Origin of the sequence: Kitasatospora sp. NBC_01300 (assembly GCF_041435235.1) — a bacterium.
Lineage (GTDB): Bacteria > Actinomycetota > Actinomycetes > Streptomycetales > Streptomycetaceae > Kitasatospora.
This window is the reverse complement of sequence record NZ_CP108408.1, coordinates 5,853,908-5,878,312: the sequence shown is the minus strand read 5'-3', so window position 1 is coordinate 5,878,312 and position 24,405 is coordinate 5,853,908. Positions and strand designations below refer to the sequence as shown.

14 protein-coding genes are annotated in these 24,405 nt (G+C 75.8%); all 14 read right to left on the bottom strand.

The window, feature by feature from the left end:
* Nucleotides 1-4: 4 nt before the first annotated feature.
* Nucleotides 5-5,419 carry an amino acid adenylation domain-containing protein gene (locus OG556_RS25875; RefSeq protein ID WP_371519852.1) on the bottom strand — a complete coding sequence of 1,805 codons (5,415 nt, stop codon included), beginning with the start codon at nucleotides 5,417-5,419 and terminating at the stop codon, nucleotides 5-7.
* Complete coding sequence (locus OG556_RS25870; protein WP_371519849.1) at nucleotides 5,416-10,005, bottom strand: condensation domain-containing protein; 4,590 nt, start codon at nucleotides 10,003-10,005, stop codon at nucleotides 5,416-5,418. The genes OG556_RS25875 and OG556_RS25870 overlap by 4 nt, the downstream gene beginning before the upstream one ends.
* A gap of 19 nt (nucleotides 10,006-10,024) precedes the next feature.
* Nucleotides 10,025-11,956, bottom strand: coding sequence for a non-ribosomal peptide synthetase (locus tag OG556_RS25865; protein ID WP_371519847.1), 1,932 nt, complete (start codon nucleotides 11,954-11,956; stop codon nucleotides 10,025-10,027).
* Entirely contained in the window at nucleotides 11,953-12,924 is a 972-nt protein-coding gene (locus tag OG556_RS25860) for a 3-hydroxyacyl-CoA dehydrogenase family protein (protein ID WP_371519844.1), read from the bottom strand. The genes OG556_RS25865 and OG556_RS25860 overlap by 4 nt, the downstream gene beginning before the upstream one ends.
* A gap of 17 nt (nucleotides 12,925-12,941) precedes the next feature.
* On the bottom strand, nucleotides 12,942-14,117 hold the full coding sequence (locus OG556_RS25855) for an HAD-IIIC family phosphatase (protein WP_371519843.1): 1,176 nt from the start codon (nucleotides 14,115-14,117) through the stop codon (nucleotides 12,942-12,944).
* Nucleotides 14,114-15,304 (bottom strand): acyl-CoA dehydrogenase family protein, encoded by a 1,191-nt coding sequence (locus OG556_RS25850; RefSeq protein WP_371519842.1) that lies wholly within the window; start codon nucleotides 15,302-15,304, stop codon nucleotides 14,114-14,116. Before OG556_RS25850 ends, OG556_RS25855 begins: the two co-directional genes overlap by 4 nt.
* Nucleotides 15,288-15,569 carry an acyl carrier protein gene (locus tag OG556_RS25845; RefSeq protein WP_371519840.1) on the bottom strand — a complete coding sequence of 94 codons (282 nt, stop codon included), beginning with the start codon at nucleotides 15,567-15,569 and terminating at the stop codon, nucleotides 15,288-15,290. Before OG556_RS25845 ends, OG556_RS25850 begins: the two co-directional genes overlap by 17 nt.
* Nucleotides 15,566-16,588: a 3-oxoacyl-ACP synthase gene (locus tag OG556_RS25840; RefSeq protein WP_371519837.1), complete on the bottom strand. Its 1,023-nt coding sequence runs from the start codon at nucleotides 16,586-16,588 to the stop codon at nucleotides 15,566-15,568. The genes OG556_RS25845 and OG556_RS25840 overlap by 4 nt, the downstream gene beginning before the upstream one ends.
* A gap of 72 nt (nucleotides 16,589-16,660) precedes the next feature.
* The gene (locus OG556_RS25835) at nucleotides 16,661-18,082 is read right to left on the bottom strand and encodes a PLP-dependent aminotransferase family protein (RefSeq protein ID WP_350880968.1); all 1,422 of its coding nucleotides are present in this window, start codon (nucleotides 18,080-18,082) and stop codon (nucleotides 16,661-16,663) included.
* Nucleotides 18,083-18,231: 149 nt separating this feature from the next.
* Nucleotides 18,232-19,935 carry a 2-isopropylmalate synthase gene (locus OG556_RS25830; RefSeq protein ID WP_371519833.1) on the bottom strand — a complete coding sequence of 568 codons (1,704 nt, stop codon included), beginning with the start codon at nucleotides 19,933-19,935 and terminating at the stop codon, nucleotides 18,232-18,234.
* Between the two features lie 54 nt (nucleotides 19,936-19,989).
* Nucleotides 19,990-20,442, bottom strand: a complete 453-nt coding sequence (locus OG556_RS25825) for a flavin reductase family protein (protein ID WP_363585116.1) — start codon at nucleotides 20,440-20,442, stop codon at nucleotides 19,990-19,992.
* Nucleotides 20,443-20,489: 47 nt separating this feature from the next.
* Nucleotides 20,490-21,752, bottom strand: coding sequence for a cation:proton antiporter (locus tag OG556_RS25820; protein WP_371519830.1), 1,263 nt, complete (start codon nucleotides 21,750-21,752; stop codon nucleotides 20,490-20,492).
* Nucleotides 21,753-21,781: 29 nt separating this feature from the next.
* A complete protein-coding gene (locus tag OG556_RS25815; RefSeq protein WP_371519827.1) occupies nucleotides 21,782-23,326 on the bottom strand; it encodes a tryptophan halogenase family protein in 1,545 nt (514 codons plus the stop codon).
* 281 nt (nucleotides 23,327-23,607) lie between these two features.
* Entirely contained in the window at nucleotides 23,608-24,381 is a 774-nt protein-coding gene (locus tag OG556_RS25810) for an alpha/beta fold hydrolase (RefSeq protein WP_363375474.1), read from the bottom strand.
* Nucleotides 24,382-24,405: the final 24 nt, after the last annotated feature.

The window sequence follows — 24,405 nt, the reverse complement described above, 5'->3', positions numbered from 1 at the left end:
CCGGTCAGCTCCTCTCCGGCTCGTGCGGCTGGTGCGGACCCTGCGGACCCTGTGACCCGGACGGGTCGCCGAGCCGGTCGAGCAGCGCCGGGGCGAGGTCGACGAGGGCGGCCGGGCCGCCGAGGTCCTGGTGGCCGTGGTCGGTCCGGTGCCGCAGCACCCGGCCGCCGGCCAGGTGGGGCAGCCAGCTCTCCGGGTCCTGGACGGGCCCGCTGGTCTCGGGGACGGCCTCGATGAGGAGCAGGTCGCCGCGGTACCCGGTGGGGCGGAAGGCCCGGCCGAGCCGGACGTTGTTGTCGTAGACCTCGGCCAGCGCGGTCAGGTGGTGTTCGGAGAAGACGGAGAACGGCGAGTCGGAGTCCTTGGCGAGGGCGAGGAACTCCTCGGCGGTCGGCGCGGGCGCGTCGGCGGGGCGGTCGACCCCGGTCAGCCGCAGCAGCGCGTTGCGGACGTGGCCCTGCTCGGCGAGCACCTCGGCCTCCGTGCGGGCGGGCAGGTCGGCGAGCACGAAGCTGTCGAGCATCGCGAGCAGGCCGACCTCGGCGCCCTGCTCCTGCAACCGGGCGGCCACGGCGTAGGCGACCAGGCCGCCGAACGACCAGCCGAGCAGGTGGTAGGGCCCGTCGGGCTGGACGGCGCGGATCTCCCGCACGCAGTCCTCGGCCACCTCCTCCAGGCTGGTCGGCAGCGGCCCCCGGCCGTCGAGGCCGCGGGACTGCAGGACGTAGAGCGGCCGGTCGCCGAGCGGCCCCAGCAGCGCCGCGTACGTCCAGCCGATCCCGGCGGCCGGGTGCACGCAGAACAGCGGCGCGCCGGTGCCGGTCGAGCGCAGCGGCAGCAGGGTGGCCAGCATGGGCTCCAGGCCGTCGGCGGGCGGGGCGGGCTCGGCGTCGGCGGAGGTGTCGGCGGAGGTGTCGGCGGTGGTGTCGGCGGTGGTGTCGGCGGGGAGCGGGGTGCGGGCGGGCCCGGCCGTCGCGGGCCAGGAGGCGAGCAGGCCGAGGGCGCCGACGGTGGTGTCCGGCTCGGCGACGAGGGTGTCGAGCAGCCCCAGCAGCCGGGCGAGCAGGGCGTCGGCGGCCTCGGCGTCGACGGCGTCCTCCCGGTGCAGGATGTCGAGTTCCAGTCCGTCGCCCCTCGGGATGGCCATCAGCGACAGCGGGTAGTGCGCGGCCGTCTCGCTGCCCGAACCGGTGATCCGCACCCCCGGGAGCGCGTCGCCCTGGTCGCCGGACTGCGGGAAGTTCTCGTACACCATGACGGTGTCGAAGAGTTCGCCGAGGCCGGTCGCCCGCTGGATCGCGGGGATTCCCAGGTGCTGGTGGGCGATCATCCGGACCTGCTCGCGCTGGACCCGGGTCAGCAGCCCGGCCAGCGACTCCTCCGGCCGCAGGGTGATCCGCAGCGGCAGGGTGTTGATCAGGAAGCCCATGACGGACTCGGAGCCCGGCAGCTCCGGCGAGCGGCCGTTGACGATGATCCCGAACACGGTGTCGGGGCGGCCGGTCCGCTCGGCCAGCAGCAGCGCCCAGGTGGCCTGGAGCACGGTGTTGAGCGTGATGCCCAGCCCGGCGGCGAGGGCGCCGAGCCGTTCGGTGCGCTCCTCCCCCAGCGGCCGGTAGCGGCGGCCCGGCCACCCGGCGGCGGGCGGCAGCCCGGGCGGCGTCACCAGGGTGGGTTCGATCGGCGCGGCCAGGGCCTCGCGCCACGCCCGGCGGGCGGCCTCGTGGTCGCGGCCGGCCAGCCACTCCAGGTGGGCGCGCAGCGGCACCGGCTCGGGCAGCCCGGCCGGGTCGCGGTACAGGGCGAACAGTTCCGGTAGGAGGAGCTGGTTGGACCAGCCGTCGATCAGGGTGTGGTGGGCGACCACCTCCAGCCGGTACCGCTGCGCTCCCACGCCCTCTCCGGGGCCCAGCCGCAGCAGGGTGAAGCGGATCAGCGGCGGGTCGGCCGGGTCGAACCGGGTGGTCCTGGCCTCGGCGGCCAACCGCTCGGTCTCCGCCTCCTGTTCGGCCGCCGTGAGGCCGCTGAGGTCCAGCTCCGTGAACGGCGGCAGGCGGTCCGGGACGACCTGGACGGGCCGGCCGTCGGGGAGGCGGACGAACCCGGCCGCCAGGTTCGGGTGGCGGCGGCAGAGCGCCTCGACGGCGCGGCGCAGCGCCACCGGGTCGAGCCGCCCGTCGAAGAGCATCCACAGGCGCATCACGTAGGCCCCGCCGCCGCCCTGGCTGTGCTGGGTGGGGAAGAGCAGCCGCTCCTGGAGCGGTGTCAGCGGCAGCACGTCCCGGTGGCCCGGGAACCGGTCCTGCAACCAGGCACGTGCGGCGGCGTCCAGTGGGAGCAGTTCGCCGCCGGCGGGCCGGCCGGCGCCCTGGTCGGCGGGGTCGAGCGCGGTGGCGACGGCCGCGAGTCCGGCCGGGGTCGGGTGCGCGAACACGTCCTCCGGGGCGAGCGCCAGCCCGGCCCGGCGGGCCCGGCGGAGCAGCTTGATGGAGCGGATGCTGTCGCCGCCGAGGGCGAAGAAGCTGTCGTCCGGGCCGACTTCGGGCAGGCAGAGGACGCCGGCGAAGAGCTCGCGCAGCACCTCGACGGGGCCGACGGCCGGGGCGGCGGCGGGCTCGGGCGTGGTCCCCGGCGCGGTTCCGGCGGCCAGGGCGGCGAGCGCGCCGCGGTCGGTCTTGCCGTTGGCGTTGGTCGGGAGGTCGTCGAGGAAGACCAGGGCGGCCGGGACGACGGGCGCGGGCAGCACCTCGCGCAGCGCCGCCCGGACGGCCTCCGGGTCGGCCGGGCGGCCCTCGGCGGCGACCAGGAAGGCCGTCGTGCGGCGGTCGCCCTCGCCGTCGTCGGTGGCGACCACCACGGCCCGCCGGACGCCGTCCAGCTCCGTCAACCGGGCCTCGATCTCGCCGAGTTCGATCCGGTGGCCGCGGATCTTCACCTGGTGGTCGGTGCGGCCGGCGTACTCCAGCTCCCCGGCGGCGGTCCAGCGGGCGAGGTCCCCGGTGCGGTACATCCGGGCGCCGGGCGGGCCGAACGGGTCGGGCAGGAAGCGCTCGGCGGTGGCCCCCGGCCGGTGGGCGTAGCCCCGGGCCAGGTAGTCGCCGGCCAGGTAGAGCTCGCCGGTGACGCCGACCGGCGCGGGCCGCAGGGCCGGGTCGAGGACGTGGGCGCGCACGTTGCCGATCGGCACGCCGATCGACGGCTCGCCGTCCGCGCCGGGCGGGCACGCCCCGGCCGTGGCGTACACGATGGCCTCGGTGGGGCCGTAGAGGTTGAGCACCCGGGCGTCCGGGTTGCGGGCGTGCACCTGGCGGACCAGGGCGGCGGGCAGCGGCTCGCCGCAGAACACGTAGGTCGTCGCCCGCTCGCGCACCCACTCGGCCCGGGCGACCTGCTGGTACACCGACGGGACGGTGTTGACCAGGCTGCCGGACCAGTCCGGACGTTCCAGCAGCGTGAGCAGGTTGTCCACCAGGTCGACGCTGCCGCCGACGAACAGCGGCACCAGGAGCTCGAAGACCGACAGGTCGAAGGAGAGCGAGGTGGATCCGAGCACCCGGGAGAGGGCTTCGGGGCCGAGCTCGGCCGCCGCCCAGGCGGCCAGGTTGGCCACGGCCCGGTGGGTGACCACCACGCCCTTCGGCGCCCCGGTGGAGCCGGAGGTGTGGATGACGTACGCCGCGTTGCCGGGCAGCGGGCCGGTGGGCTCCGCCTCGGCGGGCGCGGGGCCGGCGGGCTCGACGGGAGCGGGCTCGACGGCGGCGGGCTCGTCCAGCAGGACGACGGACGGTCCGTCGGCGGCCGGCTCCGGCAGCACGGCGGCGGCCAGCTGCGCCGTGGTCAGGACCACCCGGGGGCGGGCGTCCGCGAGCACGAACTCCACCCGGCCGCGCGGGTGGCCCGGGTCGACCGGGAGGTAGGCGGCGCCGGCCTTCAGCACGCCCAGCACGGCCGCGACCAGGGCGGGGGTGCGGGGCAGCAGCACCGCGACGACGTCCTCGCGGCCGACGCCGAGGCCGGCGAGCAGCCGGGCGATCCGCTCGGAGCGCCCGTCCAGTTCGGCGTAGTCCAGCACCTCGCCCGCGCCGCGCACCGCGACGGCGGACGGGGTCCGCGCCAGTTGGGCGGCGAACGCGGCGGGCACGGTGGTCTCGGGCACCGCGTGTTCGGTGGCATTGGCCTTCCCCAGCAGGGCCAACTCGTCCTCGCCGGCGAGGTCGAAGGAGTGGATCGGCTCGTCGGGCCGGGCCGCCAGCCGCGCCAGCAGCCGGACCAGCCGGCGGTGGGCCGCCGGATCGGCGCCGTGGCCGCCCGCGGCGACCCGCCACGCCCCGTCCGGGTCCGCCGGGCCGGGGGTGGGGTCGGCGCGCAGGAACAGGCCGGGCAGCGGCTCGCCCCAGGCGCGGGCCAGGACGGCGACCGTCCCGGGGCCGTACGCCACCCGCTCGGCGCTGTCGGCGATCCCGGTGACCAGGCCGTACCCGGAGGACGGGCCCCAGGGCAGGTCGAGGTCCGGCCGGTGGCCGTGGCGGCGGGCCGCGCGCAGGGCGCGGCCCGCCTGCCGGAGGACGGCGGTGAAGCTGAGCCCGGGGGCCGGGGCGAGGCGCACCGGGACGACCAGGCCGCGGCCGCCCGGGCCGGGCGCCGGGCTCCAATGTCCGAGCAGCAGCTCCCGGGCGCCGGTCAGCCGGTGCGCGTGGACGGCGGCGGCGGCGAGCAGCACCGCGGCGGGGCCCGCGCCGCCGGCCCGGGCGACCCGGGCCAGTGCGGCCGGGTCGGCCACCGGCAGCCAGGGCAGTTCGGCCGGCGGCGCGACGGCCCCGGCCGGGCGGGCGGCGGCGGGCTCGGGGCCGGCGGCCCCCAGGACCTCCCGCCAGTACGCCCGATCGGCGGGCCGGTCGGCGTCCGGGTCCGGGGCGAGGGCGGGGGTGCCGAGGGAGGCGGGGGCCGTCTCGCCGTCCTCGGCGTACAGCTCGCCGGCCCGGCGGACGAGCGCGGCCAGCCCGGCGTCGTCGTCGACCAGCCGGTGGTGGCGCAGGAACCAGCTGAGCCCGCCGTCGGATCGGCGGATCAGCACATGGCGCAGCAGCGGCCCGCCGAGCAGGTCGAGCGGGCGGACGAGCTCGGCGGCGAGCCAGCCGTCCAATTCCTCCGGGTCGAGGTCGATCACCGCGACGGCGGGCGGCTGGGCCGGATCGGCCGGGCGGAGCAGGCCGGGGCCGCCACCGGCGGCGGCGCGGTAGCCGGCGTGCAGGTCCGGGCGCTCGGCCAGGGCCCGGGCCACGGCGCGGCGCAGCCGGTCCAGCCCGACCGGGCCCTCGAAGCGGACCAGGCGCGCCACGCAGTCGGCGGGCAGCGACGGGGTGTCCCGCAGGACGGCACGCCGGGCGGCGTCGAGCGGGGTGGCGGTGGAACTGCTCACAGGGCCCTCACGGTGTCGTCGTCGGAGTGCGGGGTCACGGTCTCGGGCGCGTCGGTGTGGTCGGCGTGGTCGGCGTGCTCCGCACCCTCGGCCCGGTCCGCGTAGTCGGCGTAGTCGGCCGCCACGTCGTGGACCGGGCGGTCGGGCTCGGCGAGCAGGCCGCGCAGCAGCTCGCGCAGGCCGGTGGCGAAGCCGGTGGCGGTCGGCGGGTCGAAGAGTTCGGGGGCGTAGTGGACGGTCAGCGCCGTGGGGGCGGCGCCGCTCTCCGCCCGCCACCCCAGGTCGAGTTCGGCCCCACGCGGGCCGACTCCGTGGCCGCCGCCGTCGCCCCCGTCGCCCCGGGAGCGGACCGGGGGCTCGGCTCCGGGGCCGGCCGTCCCGTCGGGGCTGGTGCGCCCGAGCAGGTCGGTGAAGGCGGGTTCGTCGGCGAGGTCGGCCCGCAGCAGGGCGCCGCCGGGCAGGCCGACCGCCACCTCGTCCTGGCCGGAGATCCACGAGAGCAGCACCAGCCAGCCGGCCCGCAGCACCCGGTCGGGGTGCGGGCCGGACCGGGCGATGGCGCCGCGCAGCGACTCGTCGACCGGGACGGTGACGCTGCGCTCGGTGTAGTCGGGGCGGCCCGGGCGGGGGCGGTCGGTGGGGATGTCGAGCCGGACGGGCCCGGGCGGGCCGGCCGTCGGCACCTCGGCGGGGGCGGCCGGGACCACGTCGGCGGAGACGGCCGCCGACGCCCCGGCCCACAGCCGGGAGATCGGCAACTCACCATCGGCAGCCGCGAGTTCACGGAGCAGTTCGGTGTACTCCGCGACGAACGCGGCCGCCGTCTCGCTCGTGAACAACTGGGTGCTGAACTCCAGGCAGGCGGTCATGGCGTCGTCGCCGACCCGGTCGGAGGTGATCAGGGTGAGGTCGAACTTGGCGGTGCCCGCCGGCAGGCCGCCGAACAGGTTGCCGGCGCTGTGGCCGATGTCGAAGTACCCGGTCGAGGTGCCCTCGATCTGCTGGATCGGCGGCAGCTCCTGGTGCACGTAGAACACGTCGAACAGCGGGCTCCGGCCCGGATCGCGCTCGTCCGTCAGCGCCTGGACGACCCGGTCGAAGGGGATCTCCTGGTGCTCCAGGGCCTCCAGCACCACGGCGCGCACCCGGTGCAGGAAGGCGGTCACCGACGGGGCGCCGGACAGGTCGGCGCGCAGCGCCACGGTGCTGTTGAAGAAGCCGATCAGGCCTTCGAGTTCGGGCCGGTTGCGCCCGGTGGTCGGGATGCCGACGACCAGGTCGTCCTGCTCGCTGCGGCGGGCCAGCAGCAGGTAGAGGCCGGCGAGCAGGACCACGAAGAGGGTGACGGAGCGGTCGGCCGCGAGCCGCCGCAGCTCCCGCATCAGGGCGGCGTCCACGGTGAACACCGTGAGGTCGCCGGCGTGGTCCTTGCGGGCCGGGCGCGGGTGGTCGGTGGGCAGCCGCAGCACCGGCGCGTCCCGCAGGGTCTCGCACCAGTAGGCGAGTTCGCCGTCCAGGGCCGAGCCGGCCACCAGTTCGCGCTGCCAGGCCGCGTAGTCGGCGAACTGGACCGGCAGCGGTGCGAGCCGGTGCGGGCGGCCCTCGCGGCGGGCGGCGAACAGCTCGGGCAGCTCGCGTTCGAAGATCCGCGGTGAGGCGCCGTCGTTGACGGCGTGGTGCATGGTCACCTGGAGCACGTGCTGCTCGGGCGCCGTGCGGACCACGAGCACCCGCACCAGGGGGTCGTGGGCGAGGTCGAAGCGGTGCTCGGCGGCCTGCCGGACGAGTTCGCGGGCGGCGGCGAGCGGGTCCGGATCCGCGGAGACGTCGTGGAAGGTGAAGAAGTCGCCGGGCTCCGGGCGGATGCGCAGCACCGGCTCGTCGTCCTCCTCGGCGAAGTTGGAGCGCAGCACCTCGTGGCGCAGCATCAGGTCGTGCCACATGCCGCGGACGGCGTCGACATCGAGCGGGCCGCTGATCAGGCTGACCATCGGGAGGTTGTAGAGCGTGGTGTCGGGGTCGAGCTGGTGGTGGAACCAGATCCGGTCCTGGCCGAAGGAGGTGACCGGGGGTGTGTCGCGCGGGGTGATCGGCGGCAGGGCGGGGGCCGCGGGGGCGCCGGCCCGGCGGCGGATGAGGTCGGCGAACGCGCCGACGGCGGGGTGTTCGTAGACGTCGAGCAGCCGGGGGCGGAAACCGAAGCGGGTCTGGATCCGGTCGGCGAGCTGGAGGGCGATGATCGAGTTGCCGCCGAGTTCGAAGTAGTCGGCCTCCGGGCCGGGCGGCTGCTCGCTGTGCAGGAGCTCTCCCAGGACTTCGGCGAGCCAGCGTTCGGGGTCCTCGTCGGGGCCGGTCCCCGTGCTCTCGACGGTGGGCGGCGCGGACGCGACGGGCGCAGCAGGCACGACGGGCAGGGCGGTGGCCGCCGGTGCGGGCCGGATCCAGCAGGGGGTGGCGGCCAGCGGGTGTCCGGGCAGGCGCAGCCGGCGGGCGGTGCCGGGCTCGGGGCCGAGCGCCGTCCAGTCCAGGTCCAGGCCGCATTCGTACAGCCGGCCGAGCAGCGCGGCGAACCCGTCGTCGGCGGCCGTGACCAGCCGGGCGCCGTCCTGCCCCTCCGGGCCGAACCGCTCGGCGAGCAGCCGGCCGAGGACGCCACCGGGGCCGGGGTCGAGGAACACCACCGGTCCGGCGGCGGCGAGCCGTTCGGCCGCCGCGACGAGCCGGTCCCGGTCGGGCGGCGCGGCCTCGGTACCGGTGGCGGTGGCGAGTTCGCGGGTGTCCTCGGCGGTGAGGGTGCCGAGCAGATATCGGGCGGCGTACCGGGAGACGCCGCTGCTCAGCACGGTCTCCACGGGCACGCCGCAGCGCGACAGCTCGCGGTGGAGGGCGAGTTGGCCCGCGAGCAGCCGGGCCGCCGGGCCGGTGGCGGGCAGCGCGTCGGGCAGTTCCGCCGGGCCGGGGGCGTCGGGCGCGGCGTCCGGGGAGAGCAGCAGGCAGACGGCGGGAGGCCTGGTCCGGGCGCCGCGCGGGGCGCCGCCGACCGGCGGCGAGGCGTCGAGCCGGGCCGCCCGTTCGAGCAGGGCCCGGCCGAGCCCGGCGGTGTCGCGGGCCCACACCGCCACCCGGTGTCCGTAGTGGGTGCGCCCGGAGTTGAGGGTGAGGGCGACGTCGTCGAGGTCGGTGTCGCGGGCGGCCGGACCGGTCAGCGCGGTGCCGAGGTCGGCGCAGAGCCGGGCGAGCGCGGTGCGGCTGCGCGCGGAGACGGCGACGAGCCGGGGGGTGCCCGGCCGGTCGGCGCGCGGGGGCACGGGCGGCCGCTGGACCACGCAGTGGGCGTTGATGCCGCCGAGGCTGTACGAGCTGACGCCGGCGATCCGCTCCTCGCCCTCCCAGGGGCGCAGCGCGGTGACCACCTCGACGGGTTCGAGGGCGGCCTCGTCGACGGGCCGGCGGAAGTGCAGGGACGGGTACAGCTCGCCGTGGCCGACCGCGAGGACGGCCTTGACCAGGCCGGCGATCCCGGCCGCGTGGTCGAGGTGGCCGACGTTGGTCTTCACCGAGCCGATCGGCAGCCGGCGGCCCCGCGCCCCGAACCCGCGCGGCCCGAACACCTGGGCCAGGCCCTCCAGTTCGACGGCGTCGCCGAGCCGGGTACCGGAGCCGTGCGCCTCCAGGTAGCCGGCCAGGGCGGGGTCGAGCCCGGCGGCGCGCCAGGCCGCGCCGATCACCGCCGCGTGCGCGGGTGCGCTCGGGGTGCTGATGGTGGCGGCCGCGCGGCCGTTGTGCCGGACGGCGCTGCCGCGGATCACGGCGTGGACGGGCGTGCCGTCGGCGCGGGCCCGGCCGAGGGTGGTGAGCAGCAGGACGGCGCCGCCCTCGCCGCTGGCGGTGCCGTCGGCGTCGGCGTCGAAGGCCCGGCAGCGGCCGCTCGGGGAGACGAGTTCGGTCATGCCTTCGGTCTGCCGGGCGGGCAGGCCGCCGGGGCGCAGGCTGAAGCCGCCGGCGAGCGCGTACTCGGCCTCGCCGTCGCGCAGTTCGCGGCAGGCCTGGTGGACGGCGACGAGCGAGCCGTTGCAGCCGGTGTCGACGGCGTAGCAGGGGCCTTCGAAGCCGAGCACGTGGGCGATCCGGGCGGGCAGCGCGAAGGGCACGTTGCCGAGGGCGCTGAGCGGGCCGGGCTCGGTGGCGGCGCCGAGGTAGCCGGAGGCGGCGGCGCTGAGCACCACGGCGACCTGGCGTCCGCGCAGGGCGCTCGCGGCGTGGCCGGCGTCCTCGACGGCCTGGTGGGCGAGGACCAGCGCGATCCGCTGCTGGGGGTCCATCAGGGCGGCCTCGCGCCGGGAGAGGCCGAAGAAGGCGTGGTCGAAGGTGTGGACGTCGGCGAGGTGGCCCATCGGCAGGTAGCCCGCGTCCGGGTCGAGTCCGGTGGCAGCGGCCCGGGCGGCGGGCATGTCCCCGACGGAGTCCCGGCCGGCGGCGAGGTTGGCCCGGAAGGCCGCCAGGTCGTCGGCGTCGGGGAAGCGGGCGCCGATGCCGATGACGGCGATGTCGGTGTCGGCGGGGGCCGTCGCTGAGGTCCTGGTCACTGCTGCTCTCTCCCGTTCGTCAGACTTCGTACGCGGCGTCGGGCCGGGCGCCGCCCGTGGGCGCTCCGGCCGCCCGGGCGACGGGCTCCGGGGTGCCGGACTCCGGGGTGCCGGGCTCCCCGGCGACGGCCGCGGCCTGCTCGGCGACGGTGCGCAGGTCGAAGAGCCGGCCGACGCGGACGGCGCCGGGCCAGCGGCCTTCGAGGCGCAGGTGGAGTTCGACGATCCGGTGCGAGTTGCCGCCGACGGCGAAGAAGTCGTCGTCCGGTCCGAAGTCGCCGTGCCCGAGGACCTCGGTCCAGTAGCGCGTCACGAGCCGCGGGGCGCCGTCCGCCTCGGCGGGCTCGTCGCGTCCGCCGAAGCCGTCCGGCCCACCGGTCCCGCCGGGGTCGCCGGGCTCGTCGGGCTCGCCGGCGAGCAGGGCGTGCAGCGCCTGGAGGTCGGTCTTGCCGGACGGCGCGAGCGGGAAGCCGGCCACCCGGACGAAGCGCTCCGGCCGGGCCTGGCCGCCGAGCAGGGCGGTGCAGTGCGCCAGCAGTTCGGCGGTGTCCGGCGCGGGGGCGGCGGGGTCGGCGGGGAGCCAGCACGCGGCCAGCGCGGTGGCGCCGTCGGGGCCGGTCACGGTGAGGACGGCGGCCTGCCGGACGGCGGGGTGGCGTTCCAGCGCCGCTTCGACGGCCTCGCGTTCGACCCGGACGCCGCGCACCTTGAGCTGCCCGTCGGCCCGGCCGCGGAACACCAGCGCCCCGGTGGGGTCGGCGGAGGCGAGGTCCCCGGTGCGGTACATCCGGGCGCCGGGGGTGGTGGCGAAGGGGTCGGGGAGGAAGCGCAGCGCGGTCTCGGCCGGGCGCCCGGCGTAGCCCTCGGCGACCTGCGGCCCGGCCACGTACAGCTCGCCGGTCCGCCCGGGCCCGACCGGGGCGAGCCGCTCGTCCAGCAGGTGGATCCGGTTGCCGGAGGTGGAGCGCCCGATCGGGACGGGGTCGGACGGCGCGGACGCGACCGGCTGGGCGAGCACGGTGACGGTGGTCTCGGTGGCGCCGTACTCGTTGACCAGCCGGGTGCCGGGCAGGACGGCCCGGTGCCGCTCGGCCTGCGCGGCCGACAGCGCCTCCCCGCCGACGATCCACTGCCGCAGGTGGGCGTCGGCGCCGGCCAGGTGGGGCAGCACCAGCACGTGGAACGAGGGCGGGCCGACCGCCACCTCGACCCGGTGGCGGCGGATCAGCGCGGCGGCGGCCTCCGGGTCGGGCAGGGCCCGTTCGTCGGGCAGCACCGCCGTGCCGCCGCCGCAGAGCGTGTGGAACAGCATCAGCAGCGGCGCGTCCCAGGAGAGCCGGGAGGCGGTGAAGGTGGTCGCGGCGGGGTCCTCGGCGCGGGAGGCGACCAGGTGGGCGAGCGCGCCGCGGGAGACCAGGACGGCCTTGGGCTCCCCGGTGGTCCCGGAGGTGGTGACGGCGTAGGCCGGTGCGGTCGGGGGCACCACGGCGTCCGACCGGCCGACGGCCGGAGACACGGCCGGAGCCGGTCCGCTCTCGGCCACCGCCGTGACGGGCTGTCCGCAGCCGGCCGCCAGCTCCCGCACGGCGGCGGGCGGGGTGGCCGGGTCGCCGTCGTCGTACACCAGGACGGCGCAGCCGCTGTCGCGCAGCAGGGCGCGCACCATCGCGGCGGGGCGCTCGGGTTCCAGGACGCACCAGGCGGCGCCCAGCCGCAGCGCGGCCAGCATGCCGACGACGGTGCGCACGCCCTGGCGGCGGTGGATCAGGACGAGCCGGCCGGGGGCGGCCCCGGCGGCGGCCAGCCGGTCGGCCAACGCACTGGTCTCGATGTCGAGTTGACGATACGTCAGGCTCTGTTCGCCGACCGCCACGGCGGTCCGGTCGGGCACCGTGCGGAACCGTTCGCGGATCAGGTCGAGCACGTCGGGGGCCGGGCGGCCGGCGGTCACGGGCGGGTCCCGTAGGCGTAGAAGCCCAGCCCGGTCTTGCGGCCGAAGTGTCCGCGCCGCACCAGGTCGAGCAGCAGGTCGCAGGGCCGGAACCGCTCGTCGCCGGTGGTCTCCAGCAGGACGTCGAGGGTGTCGACGATGGTGTCGAGCCCGATCAGGTCCGCCGTGCGCAGCGGGCCCATGGCGTGGCCGAAGCACTCCTGGAAGATCAGGTCGACGGTCTCCGCGTCGGCCACGCCCTCCTGCACCCGGGCGGCCGCGTCGTTGACCATCGGCATCAGCACCCGGTTGGAGACGAAACCCGGCGAGTCGCGGACGACGTGGGCGCGGCGGCCGACCCCGGCGAGCAGGGCGAGGGTGATCTCCAGCGTCCGGGCGGTGGTGGCCGGGCCGCGCACCACCTCGACGGTCTCCTTGAGGTACGCGGGGTTCATGAAGTGCGTGGCGAGCACCCGGTCGGCCCGGTCGGTGTAGGAGGCGAGCCGCTCGACCGGGATCGCCGAGGTGCAGGAGGCGAACACCGCGGCGGGGGCGCAGACCCGGTCGAGCTCCCGGAGCACCTGCTCCTTGACGGCCAGCCGCTCGGAGGCGCACTCCACCACGAAGCCGGCCACCGCGAGCCGCCCGAACTCGTCCGTCCAGTCGACCAGTTCGACGGTCTCCGCCGCCGAGGGGCGGGCCTCGCCGGGGGCCCCGGCACGAGCCTCCCCGGGGGCCGGGCGGCGGCCGAGCAGCCGCGCGGCGCGCAGGCCGTCCCGCAGCCGGCCGGGGCCGGCGTCGAGGGCGGCCCGCTGCCGGTCGACCACCACCACGGGGTGCCCGGCCGCGGCGAAGACCTGGGCGACGGCGGTGCCCATCGTGCCGGCGCCGACGATCCCGACCGGGATCCGGTCGGTGCGGGCCGCCCGGGCCTCGTCTGCCTCGCGGTTCTGGGTGTCTTGCGGGTGCACGGTGTCCTTCCTGGTCACGACGGATTCCGGCCCGGTCACGGCCGGTTCCGGGCGTCGGGGGCCTCGGGGGCTGCGGGGGTGTTGGGCGTCTCGGGGGCCTCGGGGGTGATCAGCCGCAGGTGGCCCGGCAGCGGGGGCGGCGGGGCGGCGGGCGGGTAGCCGAGCAGCAGCCGCCCCTCCCCCTCCTGGCCCACCACGGTGAACCCGGCGAACCGGAGGTTCACCAGCATCACCCGGTTGACGTCGGTGGGCACGAACTCGGCCAGCGGGCGGCGCCCTTCGGCGAGCGCCGCGCGCACGACGTGCCCGATCAGCGCCGGCCCGATGCCCCGGGACATCACCCGGCAGGACAGCAGCAGCAGCCGCAGCACCTCGGCCGGCCCGGCCGGGCCGTCGCCCTCCCGGTGCCCGGTCCGCTCGCTCAGCGCGAGGCCGATGGTGCCGTAGTCGCCGAACCGGTCGGTCAGTTCGGCGACCAGCACCCGGTGGTCGGGCGAGTCGCACAGCGCGCGCAGCTCCGGCAGGCCGTAGGTCCGGCCGGTGGTGTTGAGCTGGTGGGTGCGGACGGTGAGTTCGTGGGCGCGGGCGAGGTCGTCCGGACCGGCCTGACGGATCGTCAGTTCCAGCCCCAGTGAGGCGAGGAACTCCTCGGGGGTGCCCTGGTGATCCTCCCGGGCCTGGGTGCGGAGCGCCTCGCCGCGGTAGCGCAGCCGGCGTTCGCGGGCGTCGGCGGTGACGAACTCGGGCCGGAACTCCGGCAGTTCGGCCAGTTCGGCGACCTGCTCGGCCGGGTAGCAGCGCACCACGGGGTAGGCGGCGGCCACCTCGGCGCGCTCGACCGGGTCGTTGTCGACGAAGGCCACGGTGTCCAGCCCGATGCCGATGGTCTCGGCGATCCGGCGCACCGCGCCCGACTTGGGGCCCCAGCCGATCTCCAGCACGGTGAACAGCTCGTGCAGTCCGAGCCGTTCCAGGTGCGCGGTGGCGACGGCCCGGTCGCTCCGGCTGGCGACGGCGTGCAGGACGCCGCGCTCGTCCAGCGCCCGCAGGGCGGCGGTCGCGGCGGGGAACGGCGCCGGGTCGTCGCCCTCCAGCACGGTGCCGTCCCAGAGGGTGTCGTCGAGGTCCCAGACCAGGACCTTGACGGTCGGCCCCGCCCCGCCCTGCTCCGCCCCGCCCTGCCCCGCCCCGCTCTCCTGCGGCCCGGTCATCGGCGCACCCCCTGACGCAACAGGCGGTCGGCGATGTGCAGTTCGGCGACCTGCGGGCTGCCCTCGATGATCTCCATCACCTTGGCGTCCCGGTAGAACCGGCCGGCCCGGACGCCGGGCTCGCAGCCCGCCGAGCCGAGGATCTGGACGGCCCGGTCGGCGACCGCCTTCGCCGCCCCGGCCGCCGCGTACTTGGCGACCACGGTCTCGGTGGCGGCGCCCAGCGGCGAGCCGGCCCGGGCCTCGGCGGCCCGCTCGGCCAGCGCCCGGGCGGCCGCCGTGTCGACGGCGGAGCGGGCGAGCAGCGAGCGCACCAGCTGGTGCCCGGCCAGCGGCACGCCGCCCTGGACCCGGCCCGCGGCGTGCTCGGCGGCGTCGGCCAGGCAGGCCTCCGCCATGCCGACGCAGCCCCAGGCCACCGTGAACCGGCCGTGGTCCAGCGCCACGGCGGCGGTGTGGGTCAGGCCCAGCCCGGGCGGCGCCACCAGGTTCTCCCGGGGCACCCGCACCCGGTCGAAGGTGAGGTGGGCGATCCGCGCGGCGCGCAAACCGAGTTGGCCGCTGACGGGCTCGCGGACGATCCCGGGCCGGTCGGCCTCCACCAGGACGGCCGTCGGGCCGGCGTCGGTGCGCCCCAGCACCAGGAACACGTCGGCGCTCTGCCCGAAGGTCACCCAGCGCTTGGCGCCGGTGACGACCAGCCGTTCGCCGTCGTCCTCGATCCGCGTCCCGACCTCGGCGAGCGCGCTGCCGGCCTCCCGTTCGGTGGCGGCGAAGCCGGCCAGGCGTTCGCCGGAGGCCAGTGCGGGCAGCCACCGCGCGCGCTGCTCCTGGCCGCCCCAACGCAGCAGCGCCGCGGCCGTCATGCCCTGGACGGTGAGCAGCGCGCGCAGGGCGCCGCAGACGCCGCCCAGGTGCGCGACGGCCTCGCCCAGCTGGGCCGGGGTGGCGCCGGCGCCGCCGTGGCGGGCGGGCAGGTCGAGGCCGAGCAGTCCGGCGGCGGCCACCGCGCGGACGGCCTCGTCGGGCAGCGCGCCCTGCTCGTCCCAGCGGGCGGCATCGTCGCGGACGGCCGCGGCCAGCTCGGCGGCGGCCTCGACCGCCGAAGCCCCCGAAGCCCCCGAAGCGGACGGGCCGGACGGAGCGGACGGGTCGGACGGACGGGTCTCGCTAGCCGTGGGCGGCACTGCCGGCCCCCGTCTCCTCGCCCGTGCCCAGCCCGGCCCGCTTGCGCTCGACCAGCGCGGCGATCCGCTCGGCGGTGCGGAAGGAGTCCAGGTCGAGGTCGTCCACCTCGATCCGGATGTCGAACCGCTCCTCGACGAAGACCACCAGCTCCAGCGCGAACAGCGAGTCCGCGAGCCCCAGCGCGAAGTAGTCCTCGTCCGGCGCCACCGGCCGGCGCAGTGCGACGGCCAGGAACTCCCGTATCTCGATTGCCGTGTCGGTCACGCGGTGCTCTCCCAGGGTCCGATTTCCACCAGCAGCAGGTTCCAGGCCGCCACCGGGCTGACGTTGACCAGGACGACCCGATCGCCCTCGGCCAGCCGCCCGTTCGCCAGCGCCGTCCAGAGGTTGAGGAAGACGTCGTTCGGCCCCAGGTGGCCGTACCGGGCCAGGTTCTCCCGGCACTCCGGCAGGAGTTCGACGCCCAGCGACTCCGCCAGGAAGCGCAGTCCGCCCGCCGAGAGGTTCTGGCTGGCGTAGCCGGCGACGTCGGCGCGGTCGAGGCCGTGCCGCTTGAGCAGCCGCTCCAGGAGCGCGGTGAGCCGGTTCCTGGTCTCCACCGCGAGCCGGAAGGAGTAGCCGGGCAGGTCCCGGCACTCCTCCTGCCAGCTCTCCCAGGGGCGGTCCCGGTAGTCCACCCGGAAGAGGTCCCAGTAGGCGCCGTTGGTCTCCTGGACCAGGTCGAGCACCCGCACCGGGCCGGTGCGGGCGAGCAGCAGGGCCTGCCCGGCGTCCCCGTTGACGGTGACGGGGTGCCGGTAGCGGCCGGGGGTGGCCGGGGTGGAGGCGTGCGCGACCAGGACGTGCCGGACGTCCGGGTCGGCGGCGAGCAGTCCGCGGGCGGCGAGCAGGGCCGGGCCGAGCGAGACGCAGCCGAGGCCGCCGACGCCGAAGGTGACGGCCCGGTCGGCGCCGAGCCGGGCCTGGAGCCTGGTCGCCTCGGAGCTGAGCAGGGTCTCGGGGGCCCGGGAGTCGACGACGATCAGGGCGTCCAGGTCCTGGGCGGCGAGCCCGGCGCCGGCCAGCGCGCTGCGGGCCGCCCGTTCGGCCAGCCCGGTCGGGCCGAGCTCGCGGTCGACAGCCACGGTGTCGATCCCCAGGCCGGCCAGCGTGGTTCTGCGCTCGCCGTCCAGGCCCGCCAGTTCGGGCAGTTCGCCGACCGGCACCCGCTGCTCGGGCAGCTGCCAGGCCGCCTCGCGCACCGCGAGCGGCGCGGGGGCGCCGCCCGTCCTCGTCGTCACCATGCCGTGTCCTCGACTCTCCGCTGTCTGTCCGGGCGTCTCCCGGTCTCGTACGGCCGCGTGCCGGGGCGCGGCTCAGGCACTGCGCAGGCAGCCGTCCGCCGCCGACTCGGCGTAGGCCTCGCCCAGTTCCCGCACCGCCTCGGCGACGCCGCTGCGGGGCACCCCGGCGTACCCCACCACCAGGGCCGGCCCGGACTGCCAGGACCGGTGGTGGTACGAGCGGCCGCCGCGCACCAGCACCGAGCGGCGCAGCGCCCGGGCGACCAGCGCGGCCTCGTCCACCCGGTGCGGGAGTTGGACGTAGGCGTGCAGCCCGGCGAAGGCGCCCACGATCCGGGCCCCCGGCAGCCGGCGCCGCACGGCCTCGTGGAAGACCTCGCGGCGGGCCCGCAGCCGTTCGCGCTGGCGCCGCAGGTGGCGGTCGAGTTCGCCGCCGTCCAGCAGTTCGGCGAACGCGTGCTGGGTGAACACGTCGCAGCCGAGGTCCCGTTGGGAGCGGACCTCCTCCAGGCGGCGGCGCAGCCGGGGCGGGGCGACCAGCCAGCCCAGCCGCATCCCGGAGGCCAGCGACTTGCTCGCGGTGCCCGCGTAGAGCACCCGGGAGGGGGACAGCCGTTGTAGCGCGGTGGGCCGGCGGCCGTGGTCCAGCCAGAGGTCGCCGTCGTAGTCGTCCTCGATGATCCAGCCGTCCACGTCCTCCGCCCAGCGGACCAGGGCGGCCCGGCGCTCGGCGCTGAGCACGGCGCCGGTGGGGAACTGGTGGGCGGGGGTGACCAGCACCGCGCGGGCGCCGGTACGGGCCAGCGCGGCCACGTCGATGCCGTGCTCGTCGACCGGGACGGACGGGCAGTCCAGGCCCGACTCGACGATGAACTGGCGCTGCTGCGGGTGGCACGGGTCCTCGACGGCGAGCGCGCCCAGGCCGGTACGGGGCAGCGTGGCGCAGACCAGGCCGAGCGTCTGGGCGAACCCGGAGACCACCATGACGTGCTCGGGGGTGGTGTGCACGCCGCGCGCCCGCCCGAGGTAGCGGGCGAGTTCGGCGCGCAGCGCCGGGACGCCGGACACCGGCGGGTACCCGAGGTCGCGCGGGCCGAGCCGGCGCGCGGCGCGCTGGTAGGCGGCCAGCCACTCGCGCTGGGGGAAGGCCGAGGCGTCGGCGCCGCCGGCCCGCAGGTCCCAGCGGATCACCGGGGCGGGGCGGGCGTCGCCGAGGAGGGTCGGCATCCGGGTGCCCCGGTCCAGGTGGGTGGCGACCCGGGTGCCCGAGCCCCGGGTCGCCTCCAGGTAGCCGCCGGCGACGAGTTGCCCGTAGGCCTCGACGACGACGCTGCGGGACACCCGCAGATCCTCGGCGAGCTGACGGCTCGACGGCAGCCGGGTGCCGGGGTGCAGCGCCCCCTCGGCGATCTCCCGCTTGATGCCGTCCCGGATCTGGGCGGTCAGCGGGAGCACGTCCTCCCGTGCCACGTCGATCAAGGTGTTCCAGGGCATGCTTGGCTCCTCCCTCCCCCGCCCACGGCGGCCCTGCCCGGCCCGTCGGCCCTGTTGAGCCCGTCGGCCCTGTTCGGCCCGCCGGCCCGGCCCGTCGGCCCTGTGAAGCCCGTCGGCCCGGCCCGTCGGCCCTGTGAAGCCCGGTGGCCCTAGCGGGCCTCGGACAGACCGGACCGCTCGGTGTCCAGCAGCGCCCGCAGGGACGCGGCCCGGACGGCCCGGCCGACGGCCTCGCCCTCCTCCCCGGCGATGCCGACCCCCCAGTAGGAGTGGGAGTCCACGACGATCTCGAAGGCGGCGGTGACCGCGTTCAGCGGTGCGCCGGCCCGCTCCACGACGAGGCCCTGGACGACGGCGTCGAGCCCGTAGCCGGCCACCGCCTCGGCGGTGGCCCCGCTCCAGCGGGTGTCGCCGGGCTCCGCCGTCAGCGGCTCCGGCTCCGGCAGGCCGGGCACGGTCTCGGTGCCCAACGCCACGTACCGCTCGACGAAGTGCTCCCACAGCTGGTCGCCGGTGATCTCGCCGCCGATCTCCTCGCAGACCGCCTGCATCTCGGCGGCGAAGTCGATCTGGAGGCGGCGCGGCAGCTCGATGCCGTACTCGGTGCGCAGCAGGTGGGCGATGCCGCCCTTGCCGGACTGGGTGTTGATCCGGATCAGCGCCTGGTAGCCGCGGCCGATGTCGCGCGGGTCGATCGGCAGGTACGGCACGTCCCAGACCTCCTGCCCGGACTCCTCGCGGGCGCGCAGGCCCTTGGCGATGGCGTCCTGGTGGGAGCCGGCGAAGGAGGTGTAGACGAAGTCGCCGGCCCACGGGTGGCGGGCGTGGACGGGCATCTGGTTGCAGCTCTCGACGATGCGGCGGATGCCGTCGATGTCGCTCAGGTCCAGCATCGGGTCGACGCCCTGGGAGAACAGGTTCATGGCCAGGGTGACCAGGCAGACGTTGCCGGAGCGCTCGCCGTTGCCGAACAGGGTGCCCTCGACCCGGTCCGCCCCGGCGAGGACGGCGAGTTCGGCGGCGGCGACGCCGCTGCCGCGGTCGTTGTGCGGGTGCACGCCGAGGATGGTGCGCTCGCGGTGGAGCAGGTTGCGGTGGGTGTACTCGATCCGGTCGGCGAACTCCTGCGGCGGGAACACCTCGACGGTGGAGGGCAGGTTGATCCGCAGCGTGTGCGCGGCCCGCGGGGCCCAGAAGTCGAGGACGGCGTTGCAGAGTTCGAGCGCGTAGTCCGGCTCGGTCTGGGTGTAGGACTCCGGCGCGTACTGGAGGTAGATCTCCGTGCCGGGGATCGAGTCCTGGAGTTTGAGGGCCTGTTCGGCCCCGTCGAGCGCCATGGCGGTGGTCTGCCGGCGGTCCTTGCGGAAGACCAGGCGGCGCTGGACCTCCGAGGTCGGGTTGAAGATCTGGAGGACGGCGCGCGGCACGCCCTCCAGGGCCTTGACGGTGCGTTCGATGAAGTCGCCGCGGATCGGCGTCATGACCTGGACGACGACGTCGTCCGGGATCGCGCCGGTGTCGACGAGGTGGCGGAGGAAGGCGTGGTCGTCCTGCGAGGAGGTGGGGAAGCCGACCTCGATCTCCTTGAACCCCATGGCGACCAGCAGGTCGAACATCCGCCGCTTGCGGGTGATGTCCATGGGATCGGTCAGGGCCTGGTTGCCGTCTCTCAGGTCGACGCTGCACCACAGCGGGGCCTGCTCCGCGCGGCGGCCCGGCCAGCCGCGGTCGGGCAGCCCGACCGCCTGGTACGGCTGGTACTTCCGGACCGGCATCGCGCTGTGGCGCTGGATGCCCTGGTCGCGGGCGGGTGTGCCCTGCGGCGTGTCCGCGTCGGTGGGTTGAGCGGTCATCTCTCCTCCACAACGGTGGTCTGGGCGTCTTGTGGGGACGCTCTGCTAGCTCTGCTAGGCGGGCCAGGTGCTGAACTGTCTCCTCCCGTAGAGCAGCGGCGACGCGTCGCTGAGCTCGGTGATCCGGATGACCTCGCCGAAGACCATCCGCTGGCCTCCGACGGGGACCAGCTGGCTGACCCGGCAGTCGGCCACCGCGTGGGCGTCGTGGACGAGGTGGGGTCCGCCGGCGCCGGGGGGCAGCCGCCAGGTGGTGGCGTCGAACCGGTCCGGGTCACCGGAGGCGAACAGCTCGGCGGTGCCGCGGCCCTCGGCGTGCAGCAGGTTCACCGCGAACTGGCCGCTGCGCAGCACGGCCTTCAGCGTCGGGCTCTCCGCCCGCATGCCGACCAGCAGGGTGGGCGGTTCGACGGTGACGCTGCACAGGGCGGAGCAGGTCATGCCCCAGGGCCGGCCGGCGTCGTCCAGCGAGGTGACGATGGCGACGCCGCTCGGGAAGCCGGACATGAAGGTCCGGAAATCGGAGGGGGTTGAGGTGACGAGTTCCACGTGATTCACCGCTCGACTGGGTAGGGGACCGGCTCCGCGGTCCGGGGCGCGTCCACGCTCGCCGTGCGCCGGTCGATGACCCACAGCAGCGGACCGCTGAGCACCGTCGTGAACAGGGCCATCACGACGAGGGCGAGGAACAGCGCCGGGGTGAGGATCCCGGCCTGGTAGCCCGTCTGGAGGACGGCGAGCTCGGTCAGGCCGCGGGCGTTGAGGAACACCGCGATCCGCATGCACTCGACCGGGGGCCGGCCGGCCGCCCGCGCGCCGTAGTAGCTGCCGACCAGCTTGCCGAAGATCGCGAGCACCACGGACAGGACGACGGCCTGCCAGGAGAACACGCTGAGCGGCGCCGAGGCGAGGCCCATGCCGGTCACCGTGAACAGCAGCGGCAGCACGATCCGGCCCCAGCCGCCGACGGTGTGGGCGGCCCTGGTCCAGGGGCCGACGCCGTCTTCGCCCGGCAGCGCCAGGGCGACCAGGACGGCGCCGAGCACGTCGGTGAGGCCGAGCCGCGAGGTGGTCAGGGCGGCGGCCACGGCCGCGGCGGCGGTCAGCCCGATCGGCACCGCGACCGGGATCCGCTCGGCCCAGGCCCGGGGCCCGGGCAGGGCCCCGGCCCGGCGGATCAGCCAGGCGCCCAGCAGGCCGACGACGAACACCAGGTACGGGGTGATCTTCCCGCCGCCGTGCGCCAGGCCGACCGCGATCGCCAGCAGCGACCAGGTGACAGCGTCGATGGAGACCGCGACCGCCATGCAGAGCCGGCCGATCGCGGTGTTGAGCATGCCGCGGTCGTCCAGGATGCCGGCCAGCACCGGGACGGCGGTGACCGCCAGCGCGATCGCCAGCATCAGGACCAGCACCCCGGCCGGGGCGCCGCCGCGCAGCGCCGGGGAGCCGTCGGCCAGCACCCACGCGGCGAACGCGACGCCGCAGCCGAGCGGCAGCAGCAGCGAGCCCACGGCGGTCATCGCGATGCTGCGCCCGCCCAGCCGGCTGCCGCCGGCCCGGATCTCGTGGACGGCGCCCACCAGGAAGAGCGCGAGGCCGAGGTGGCCCGCCTTCTCCAGGACGGCCCCGCCGTCCATGGTGGCCGGCTTCCAGTGCCACTGGCTCGCCAGCAGCGCCCCGAGCAGGAGGCAGGCCATGATCTCGCCGACGATCTCCGGCTGCCGCAGCAGCTTCGCCAGCCGGCGTCCGAGCAGTGCCACGGGGACGAGCAGAGCGAGCGTCACCGCGGCCGGTACGTACGGAAGACTGTCCATGGTGCCTCCTTTCTCGGGGCGCCGAAGGGTCAGTGCATCTGGGCGAGGTACTCGTACTGGCTGGGCAGGCGCTTCAGGAGCTCGGCGGACTGGTCGCTCAGCAGCTGGAACTCCTTCTCCGCGCGGCTGCCGTCCTGCAGGGCGAGCGCGGGCGGGGCCTTGAGCTCGATGCCGCCGAGGCCGAGCAGCATGGCCAGGTAGGAGTAGGACTCGAACCCGTGGAAGTGCGGGAAGATGGTGGCCTCCGTCGGAGGCTTGGCCTTCCACAGCTCGATCCGCTCGGCCAGGCCGTCGGGCATCACCCGGGTCTTGGCGTCCCGCCAGTAGGCGTTGTCCTCGCGGGCCGCGGCCTTGTAGTGCAGGACGAGGAACTCCCGTACGCCGTCGATGGTGTTGCCGACGATGCGGTTGTAGGAGCGGCGCAGCCCCGGGTCCCAGTTGGCGTCCGGGAAGTGCTTGACCAGTTCCTCGATGCCCTGCTGGATGAAGAAGATGCCGGTCGACTCCAGGGGCTCGACGAAGCCGCTGGACAGGCCGATGGCGACGCAGTTGTTGACCCAGGCGTTGCGGGTGCGGCCGATCCGCATCCTGATGTGGTTGGCCTCCAGGCCCTCCGCGTCCGGGCCGACCTTGGCCCGCAGCGTGGCCTCGGCCTCCTCGGGCGTCGCGTACTCGTCGGAGTAGACGTAGCCGGTGCCGATGCGGCCGAACAGCGGGATGGTCCAGATCCAGCCGGCGTCCGAGGCGGTGGCGGTGGTGCAGGGGCGCAGGCCGCGCTTCTCCATGTCGACCGGGACGCGCAGCGCCACCGCGCGGTTGTTGGGCAGGGTGTCCTGGAAGGAGTTGAACGGCTCCTCCAGGGTCTGGTTGATCAGCAGGCCGCGGAAGCCGGTGCAGTCGATGAAGAGGTCGCCCTCGATCAGACCGTGCTCCTTGGTGCGCACGCCGCTGATCCAGCCGCGCTCGTCCTGGACGACCTCGACGACGTCGTCCTCGATGTGCTTGGCGCCGCGCTCGGTGGCGTACCCGGAGAGGAAGTCGGCCAGCAGCGAGGCGTCGAACTGGTAGGCGTACGGGAACTGGGTGTCCTGCTCCGTGAGGGTGTCGCGCTCGGCCGTGTTGCCGCCCTCCTTGAAGTCCTGCTCGAAGAGGGTGCCGTCGAGGTAGCGCGGGGACTTCTCGGCGTCGCAGATCGCGGCCATCAGGAACACGTCCTGGTCGAAGCGGTCGCCGGAGCGGCTGTTCAGCCACCAGTCGGTGAGCGGCAGGCCGTCGACGACCCGGAGGCGCTCGAAGGGGTGGTAGAAGTAGTGGCCCTTGCGCCGCCAGTTCTCGAATCGGATGCCGAGCTTGTAGGTGGCATTGCACTTGGGCATCCAGACGTGCTCCGGCAGGCCCAGGTAGTTGAAGAAATGCCGAACGGTGCTGAAGGTCGCCTCGCCGACCCCGATGGACTTGATTCGCTTGGATTCCACCAGCGTGACGGAAATGCGATCGCCGAATGCGGCGCGCAGGTACGAGGCGGCCATCCAACCGGATGTCCCACCACCGACGATGACGACGTTGCCCAGCATTCCTGACCCTCTCAGCCGGTCGTTCAACCCGGAGCCCCGGGCTGTCCCATGGCTCGAAATCCTGCGGCAGCGGAGCCTCCGGAAAACAGGCTTTTAAGCCTCAGCGGAAACACGCACTCCAGCGCGTCCCGGCGTTCGCCGGGGGTTTTCCGACATGCCGAACAGATGACACCCGATGGTTGGGGGTGCCATCTGTTCGGCGGAACTCGCCGGAACTCGCCGGAATTCGACGGGGGTCAGGCGGGGGTCGGACGGGGGGTTCGCGGCCCGGCCGGGCCGGCTCAGCCACCGTCCAACAGGTAGTCGTGCAGCAGTGAGATGACCCGGGCCCGCTGCGCGGTCAGGTAGAAGTGCCCGCCGGGCAGCACGTGGAACGCGAACTCCTTGCCGGCCAGTGCCTCCCAGCCGCGGGCCCGCTCGACGCTCACCGTGACGTCGGAGTCCCCGGTGAGCACCACGACCCCGCAGTCCACCGGGCGCAGCGCGGTGGGCCGGTAGGAGTCGATCAGCAGGTAGTCGTTGCGCAGGATCGGCAGCACCATCTCCCGGATGTCCGGGTCGTCGAAGATCGACATCTGGGTCCCGCCGTGGCCCGCGACCGTGGCGAGGAGCTCGTCGTCGCCGCGGGGCAGGGCCGGCGCCCGCCCGGCCGGTCCGTCGCCGGAGCCGGCCGGCGCCTGCGGCGGCGGGTAGCCGGAGAGCACCAGCCGGGCCACCGGCAGTCCCTGCGCGTGCAGCGACTGCACGGTCTCGTACGCGAGCAGCGCGCCCATGCTGTGGCCGAAGACCACCGTCTCGACGCCGGGGCGGTCGGTCTCCAGCAGCGCCTGCGTCAGCTGGGCCACCAGGGTCGCGGCGTCCTGGACGAAGGGGTCCTCGATCCGCTCCTCCCGCCCCGGGTACTGGACGAGCTGGAGTTCGACGGCCGCCGAGAGGTGGTTGGCCCAGGGCCGGTAGAAGCCCGCGCTGCCGCCGGCGTGCGGCAGGCAGACCAGCCGCCGGGTCGCCTCCGGGCGCGGCCTGGGGATCACCAGCCAGGGTTGGTCGTCGTTCAAACGGTCACTTCCTTCCGTCGGCCC

What these genes read in the sequence shown, in the direction of transcription:
- OG556_RS25855 (WP_371519843.1), bottom strand. Translation starts at nt 14,117, where the DNA reads ATGACCGGGCCGCAGGAGAGCGGGGCGGGGCAGGGCGGGGCGGAGCAG.
- OG556_RS25815 (WP_371519827.1), bottom strand. Translation starts at nt 23,326, where the DNA reads ATGCTGGGCAACGTCGTCATCGTCGGTGGTGGGACATCCGGTTGGATG.
- OG556_RS25825 (WP_363585116.1), bottom strand. Translation starts at nt 20,442, where the DNA reads ATGTCCGGCTTCCCGAGCGGCGTCGCCATCGTCACCTCGCTGGACGAC.
- OG556_RS25820 (WP_371519830.1), bottom strand. Translation starts at nt 21,752, where the DNA reads ATGGACAGTCTTCCGTACGTACCGGCCGCGGTGACGCTCGCTCTGCTC.
- OG556_RS25840 (WP_371519837.1), bottom strand. Translation starts at nt 16,588, where the DNA reads ATGGTGACGACGAGGACGGGCGGCGCCCCCGCGCCGCTCGCGGTGCGC.
- OG556_RS25835 (WP_350880968.1), bottom strand. Translation starts at nt 18,082, where the DNA reads ATGCCCTGGAACACCTTGATCGACGTGGCACGGGAGGACGTGCTCCCG.
- OG556_RS25830 (WP_371519833.1), bottom strand. Translation starts at nt 19,935, where the DNA reads ATGACCGCTCAACCCACCGACGCGGACACGCCGCAGGGCACACCCGCC.